The sequence below is a fragment of the Streptomyces sp. MB09-01 genome (assembly GCF_033794505.1).
In the GTDB taxonomy this organism is placed as follows: domain Bacteria; phylum Actinomycetota; class Actinomycetes; order Streptomycetales; family Streptomycetaceae; genus Streptomyces.
Genome location: NZ_JARAYQ010000369.1, coordinates 1 through 6228 on the forward strand (window position 1 = coordinate 1; position 6228 = coordinate 6228).

General features: G+C 68.9%; 6 protein-coding genes. 2 read left to right on the forward strand and 4 right to left on the reverse strand.

Annotation, left to right across the window (positions count from 1 at the left end):
- Positions 1-715 precede the first annotated feature (715 nt).
- From PV721_RS39970 to PV721_RS39990, 4 genes are all read right to left on the reverse strand, one after another.
- Complete coding sequence (locus PV721_RS39970) at positions 716-1000, reverse strand: hypothetical protein (protein WP_319733269.1); 285 nt, start codon at positions 998-1000, stop codon at positions 716-718.
- Between the two features lie 274 nt (positions 1001-1274).
- Positions 1275-1478 (reverse strand): hypothetical protein, encoded by a 204-nt coding sequence (locus PV721_RS39975; RefSeq protein WP_319733271.1) that lies wholly within the window; start codon positions 1476-1478, stop codon positions 1275-1277.
- A 718-nt stretch (positions 1479-2196) separates the two neighbouring features.
- The gene (locus PV721_RS39980) at positions 2197-2682 is read right to left on the reverse strand and encodes a hypothetical protein (protein ID WP_319733273.1); all 486 of its coding nucleotides are present in this window, start codon (positions 2680-2682) and stop codon (positions 2197-2199) included.
- Positions 2683-3880: 1198 nt separating this feature from the next.
- Positions 3881-4087 (reverse strand): hypothetical protein, encoded by a 207-nt coding sequence (locus PV721_RS39990; protein ID WP_319733275.1) that lies wholly within the window; start codon positions 4085-4087, stop codon positions 3881-3883.
- 372 nt (positions 4088-4459) lie between these two features.
- Between PV721_RS39990 and PV721_RS39995 the strand changes: the two genes are divergently transcribed.
- Both PV721_RS39995 and PV721_RS44205 read left to right on the forward strand, forming a co-directional pair.
- Positions 4460-5260, forward strand: a complete 801-nt coding sequence (locus PV721_RS39995; RefSeq protein WP_319733276.1) for a maleylpyruvate isomerase family mycothiol-dependent enzyme — start codon at positions 4460-4462, stop codon at positions 5258-5260.
- A 431-nt stretch (positions 5261-5691) separates the two neighbouring features.
- Positions 5692-6024, forward strand: a complete 333-nt coding sequence (locus PV721_RS44205) for a transposase (RefSeq protein WP_416371281.1) — start codon at positions 5692-5694, stop codon at positions 6022-6024.
- The last annotated feature ends 204 nt before the right edge of the window (positions 6025-6228 follow it).

Below are 6228 nucleotides of genomic sequence, written 5' to 3' on the forward strand. Positions count from 1 at the left end.
GCCCTCCGGACGGCCGCTCGTGGCCCCCGCCGTCCCGCCGACGGGGCGGGATTCACCCGGGTGTCCTGCCGGGGATCGGGACAGGTGGGGAGCGGCGCACGGGCCGTCCGCTATCGGCCGGCATACGGGAGCAGGGCCGTCTTCCCGGGCTCTCTTGATGGCCAGGGCGAGCTGCCGCTGCTGCTGACCGGAATCCCTTCCGGCGAACCGAAAAACCAGGCAGGGCGGACGCTGTGGTGCGTGCCGTTACCTGTCCTGAGCGGTCAGGAGCAGGACCAACAGCGACCACTTCGGCTCTCACGAACGGCAGCTGTGGGCCGTTGTCACCTTCACCGTCATGTTGTCCGTCCTCCTGCACGGCGCCCCCGCCACCCCCCTGATCCGCCGCCTCGACAGACTCCGTGACGCCTCCCCTACACCTCCGTGAGCATGGCGTCATCTCGGCGGTAACGGAACACTCAGGCCGGGCGTACCGGCCCCTCGTGCTACTTCAAGAGTCGCCCTCCACCCGCTCACTGCGGCCCGATGTCGGGTCGCGCCGGCCAGAACTGGTGGTCACCTTCACGGCCGCCACCTTGGCCAGGCGGATCCGTCCACTGGACACTTCGCCTGTCACCGGCACGTCGACGGTGTAGTTGACCGAGCAGCGGCTGACGCAGACGCCGAGAATAGGCGCGTCACGGGAACGTGCCGAGGTGGTTTCTGCGCTGCACCCTCACGACTGCACGTCGCGGACCGCGATCAGTTCGACCGCTGCCCCAGAAGATTTCAGCAGGGGTGCGGCGGCAGCACGCCGGGGGTCAGCCCGGTACGCATCAAGGTTTTCGGTGGCAGGAAAGGTCACGAGGTGGACTTCAACCCGATCGTCCGGAGTCCGCAGTCTTCGCTGCAGGTGCCCTCCGTGCTCGGCAAGGAGCGGCAAGACGGTGCGCTCGTAGGCGTCGAACGCCTCCAAGCCTCCTTCGGGTAGCCGCGCGAGCATCAAGTAGGTGACGGTCATGGCTCCCCACACACAGCGTTCCGAACAGTGATCTTCCGAGCCTGGCCGCGGGCGCGCTCCTTCAACGCCGGCCTGCCAGCGGCCCCTAGGGGGCGCCCAATGAGGCCTGCACCCGAGCACCTCAGCCGCAGAGCGCCCGGCCTCTGCACGCCGGGGTGGGCGGCGCGCGCCGGCAGGTCGAGTACGCCCACCCTATCCAAGTGGCGGCCCCACGGCGCCGGAAGGCAGCGGCCCGACGGGCGAGGCGTGCGGGTGTCAGCCACAGGGAAGGACTTCAGACCTCGTCGCCTTCCGGGGCCGGTTCGGCCAGCGGTCGTGCGGCAAGCAGTCGTTCAACGGCGGCAGCAATGTGGGCGGCGAGGTCGGCGGTGTCCGGCTCCGCTTCCGTGGCACCGTCGAGGTAGTCCACGATCGCGGCTTCGATGACCGTACGCAGGGCTTCGCTGTCGGTCCCGGTCGCGGGGACGGGGTGGTTCATGGGCCGCTCCTCGGCGCGGACGGGGCTGGGCAGGTCGGGTCAGGCCGGCGAACGCGCCCATCCTCCCTCAAGGCGGTGCAGATCTGCCTGTACCTTCCGGTACGTCGGGCGCTTCCGGGGCGAGGCCCGCTCGCGGCGCCGCGGGAGGCTGTGGAGTGATTGGCCGGGCAGCTCGGGCTCGAGGACGCCTCGTGCGGGAGTTCCGCGGGTTCCTGTACCGGCGGGCGTGGACGCACTCCGAGGGGCCGGTGGCGCCGTTCGATCTCGCGGCGACGTGGCTCCGGAACAGCCCCGCGTCGGCCAGAGCCCCGCGCCCGGCTCGGTGGCTGATCCTGCGGTAGCGGCCGTCGTACTCGGCGCCGGACGTGCTGTCCTCCAGCCGCTGCTCAATGCTGGCGAAGGCGCGCTCGATACCCACGAGATCCGTACCCGGCCGGGACTGCTTGATCTGGGATCCACAGCTTGGCCCCGTCGAAGATCGTCGAATCGTCGACCGGACAGAAGCCCGGCCGGTCCCAGCGCGCCTCGGCGTAGGCGTAGAGGCCGGCCAGGGCGGCTTGGTGTGCCTGGTGCTGCTCCAGGGCTGGGGCTTCGCCGGCCCCCAGGTGCTACAAAGCCCCTGGGACCCGAAGGGACCTGGCAGGGCCTGATTAGCTGCATGACCGCTTCACCATGTGAACCGATTCCGGCACGGGAGCTACGTCGACGGGTCCCAGACTCAGCCGGAAGTGGCCGAGCTTGCTTCCACGGCGGCCTCACCGGTCTCCGTGGCCGGCGTCTCCGTCGCAGGGGTCTCCGTCGCGGGGGTCTCCGTCGCGGGGGTCTCCGTGGTCGGCGTCTCCGTCTCCGGGGTCTCCGTCTTCGGGGTCTCCGTGGTGGGGGCGGGCTTTTCGGGCTTGTGCTCGCAGTACACGGTGCCCTTGTAGAACTTGCAGCCCGGCATGTTCTTGACGTCCTTGATCTTGCCGTGCTTCTTGCCCTGGTTCTTCTTGCCGTGCTTCTTGCCCTTGTGGCCTCCCTTGTCCTTCTTGCCCTTGCTCTCATGACCGCTCTTCGCATGGTCGGCGACCAGCGTGGCCGCCTCGCTGACCTGCGGCGTGGCCGGCGCTGCGAATGCACTGGTGGGCAGCAGCACGCCTCCCCCGACCATCACGGCCGAGACGGCGAACATCGAGAAACGCTGCTTCCGGGAGGTGCGAGCCATGAGAAGTACTCCAGTAAAGGGGGGTGGGGGGAGGTTTCGAAGGACGATCGCAGTGGTGAAATGTCTTGTTTGTCCCTCTGCTAAAAAGACTGACCCCCGCACTTCACAACACTGTCCGCCGACTGTCACAGGCACGTGACAGCCCCCTGCCGGGGAGAACGGCAGCGTCGTCCCCGGTGTCGAGCCGGGGGGCCAGGGCGGGGGGGCAGGGCCAGGTGCACCTGTGGGGCGAGCCCCGACTTCGATGTCGAAGCCAGCCATGCCCGGTCACCCGACCGGTTGCGCCTGCGCCTTCCCGACGAAGGTGCGCATCATGCTCGACGTCCTGGGGGAACGCGGCATCGGAGGAGATCGGCCCGTACGTGAAGGTGACGACGGACCTTCCCACTCGGACGATCATGTGGGACCCCTTGTCGCCGCCCACCGCGTATTCGCTCTGATGGCTCACGCGCTCGTCGCCAAGAGCCGCCATGGTCGTCTTCCTGAGCACCAGCCCGCTGCCGTTGCACTCGAGTTGCCTGACCCTGCACTCGTACGTGAACTCCGCGTCCCTCGTCGACGGGCAGGCCTCGGCTCGGAAGTCGCGAGATCTTCGGATCCGCCGGCGCGGGTGTAAGTGACCACCCCGGTGGCGCAGACGCTTGTCGTGGCCGTCACCTCCGGAGACCGGCGGACCTCCAGGCGCGACGGCACCTCGCCCTGTGCGGGAAGAACCTCCAGGGCCTCGCGCTGCGTAGGAAACGCAGCTCCTCCGTTCGCGGCCCCGGGCGATGTACCGCCGCTTCCCGCACCGGCGTCGGCCCGGTCGAGCCCGAGGGCTGTGGCCCCGGTCCCTCGCCTATCGGCGCCAGAGGCGTACTGCTGGGTGCTGCTCCGGTTGTGCCCAGACCTCCTACGACCGCATACGAGCCGAGGACAAGACCCCCAAACAGGCAATTGTCGCCTTGGCCCGCCGTCGTCTCGACGTTCTGTGGGCCCCTCATCCGCGACCAGCACTGATGGACAGCCCAGCCACCGCAACCGGGCCTGGCCGGCGCCGCATAACGTCGGCCGACCCGGTGAAGGTAGGTTGATCACCAGTTGGCTGGAGGCCGTGGGCCCGAGGCCGACTGGCAGCCAGCCACGCAGCCGCCCTACGACACGGGCAGGACCCCCGCCTGCCAGTACAGCATCTGGGAGCACTCCGCCCCACACGTGCTCAGCTCGTCATGTCGTACTCGTCGACATCGAGTACCGCACCGGTGGCAGCGAGGAAGTCCAGCGCATCCCGGTCCAGGTGCCAGCCGAAGAGGTTGGGCTTCCCGGCGGGGTCCGCCTGACCGGGCTCGCCGGCGTCTCTGAAGTAGCGGACGATCTCCAGCACCGCGACGTTGCCCGTCTCAGGCTCCTGACCCAGTTGTCCCACGACTTCGATGATGCGATCCGTCTAAGTGGCTGTTGTTGTTAGGAACTTGAGGAGTGCTGGTCGAACGGGAGTCACCTGAACTCCCGACCCGACCGGTCCTCCCCCGCCATCGTGACCTCCGCGTCCATCACATCGAGCGGCAGCATGACCGCGCGCACCGGGTGGACGTCACGTCGCCGAGGTGCCCGGCCGCACGGCGAGGCCAGAGCACCCACAGGCACGACGCCTGGCGTACCGCCACCACCAGCGTCCTCGCAGCAGTGCGCAGCTTGTCACCCGAGCGGTGGGAGGCGAGGACGTCCGCAATGGCCAACCGGCGGCGACTGTGAAAATCGCTGTCCGATCACCGGAGCACGGTGATAGACATCCGGCGTGGAAAAGAATCTTGAGTTCCCTGACCTGTTGCGACTGATCGATGAACGGTCCACCGCCTTCCGCGCCGTGGTCGCCGCCGCGCCCGGTCTCGACGCGCAGGTGCCGACCTGCCCCGGGTGGACGCTGTTCGATCTGGTGAAGCACCTGGGTGGGGGAGACCGTTTCTGGGCCGCCATCGTCGGCGCGGGGTCTGCCGACGCTCCCCCGGCCGAGGCCGTCGCCGCGCGCGCCGCGCTGGAAGTGCCGCAGGAGCGTGAGGCCCTGCTGGCCTGGCTGGACGCGTCGACGCAGCTTCTACTGGGCGCCCTGCGCGCGGCGGGACCGGAGAGCGGTTGCTGGACGTGGTGGCCCGCGTCGCAGTCACCGCAGACCGCCGGCGGCACCGCCCGGCACCGGGTCCAGGAGACCGCGGTGCACACCTACGACGCCCAGCTCGCCGGGGGCTCCCCGCAGCCGCTGCCTGTCGAGCTGGCACTCGACGGTGTGGAGGAGTTCCTGTTCACCGTCTGCGCAACGCCGAGTGCCTGGCCGCACAAGCCCACGGCCTTCGACTTCCACGCCACCGAGGGCCGCTCCTGGCGCCTCACCGTCGACGGCGACGGCGCACGCATCACCCGCATCCCCGCGCCCACCGCCGCGACCGGCGAAGACTCGGACGCAGCCGGCGCCTCCGTCCACGGCACGGCCAGTGAGCTGGTCCTCTACCTGTACGACCGGATCCAGGCCGACTCCTTGCACGTTGACGGAGACGCAGGGCTGCTCGACCTGCTCCGCGCCTGGGAGCCGGAGGAGAAGTAGGACGTAGCGGGGGCGGTTGGCCGCGCCACGAGCCGGTAGGACACGACTCTTCGCCAGGTTCGTCAGTCGCGGCACCGGGCTCAAACCCGCGAGGCGGCCTCGGGGCGTCACCAAGCCGACCGTCTACGTGGATGGCAGTGCGAATTTGTCCGTCCCAGCGATCACGAGAAGCGACGCGACTACCGTCGTCCCGATCTCGTCGAGAAGTCAGTCGATCGGGTGACTGCGGCGGCTGCCGTGCATGAGAGCAGGGCCTCTTGGTAGCTCGAAGGGTGTCGAGTCCAAGGTGCGGTTCAGGAGGCTCTGTTGTCGCATTTCTACGGCAACCCACGAGTGGGGTCCACTTCAGTCACTCTCGCGTGTGACTGTCTGGCTCACAGGTTCGGGAACGCCAGAGACCACGGGGCGCGCGAGCGTCGGTATACCACCACATGTCGGACGCCGAGTGGGCGGTGGTCCGGCCACTGCTGCCGGTGCCGGTCCTGCTGCGGGGCCGGGGCGGGGGCGGGCAACCGGAGGCTTATTGCCACCGTGCGATGCTGGACGCGATCCGCTACCTGGTCGACAACGGCACGAAGTGGCGGGCCATGCCTGCCGACTTCCCACCGTGGGACCGGGTCTACGCGTTCTTCCGGCGCTGGCGCAACCACGATCTGGTCCGCGAAGCCCACGACCGGCTCCGCCGCCTGGTCCGCGAGCGGGCCGGGCGGGTCTCGGAGCCGGGCGCGGGCGTGATCGACTCGCAGTCGGCCAAAGCGGATTGACCGTCGTCTCATCCGCGCCTGCGAGACGCACCGAGACGGCAACTGCGGCGGGACGCGGCGATCCGCCTCGTCCAGGTGGCCACCGGCCGCTTTACCCCCCTTGACACCCGCGACGGATTAAGACGGGTTAAGTCCGGGGGGGCCCTGTCTAATAAAAAAAAAACAAAAATCCAATACACACGGAAAGCTGAACAAAAGCCAGAA

Bases quoted from the DNA above. Each gene is read 5' to 3' on its own strand.
- PV721_RS39970 (WP_319733269.1), bottom strand. From the start codon at position 1,000: ATGACCGTCACCTACTTGATGCTCGCGCGGCTACCCGAAGGAGGCTTG.
- PV721_RS39975 (WP_319733271.1), bottom strand. From the start codon at position 1,478: ATGAACCACCCCGTCCCCGCGACCGGGACCGACAGCGAAGCCCTGCGT.
- PV721_RS39980 (WP_319733273.1), bottom strand. From the start codon at position 2,682: ATGGCTCGCACCTCCCGGAAGCAGCGTTTCTCGATGTTCGCCGTCTCG.
- PV721_RS44205 (WP_416371281.1), top strand. From the start codon at position 5,692: ATGTCGGACGCCGAGTGGGCGGTGGTCCGGCCACTGCTGCCGGTGCCG.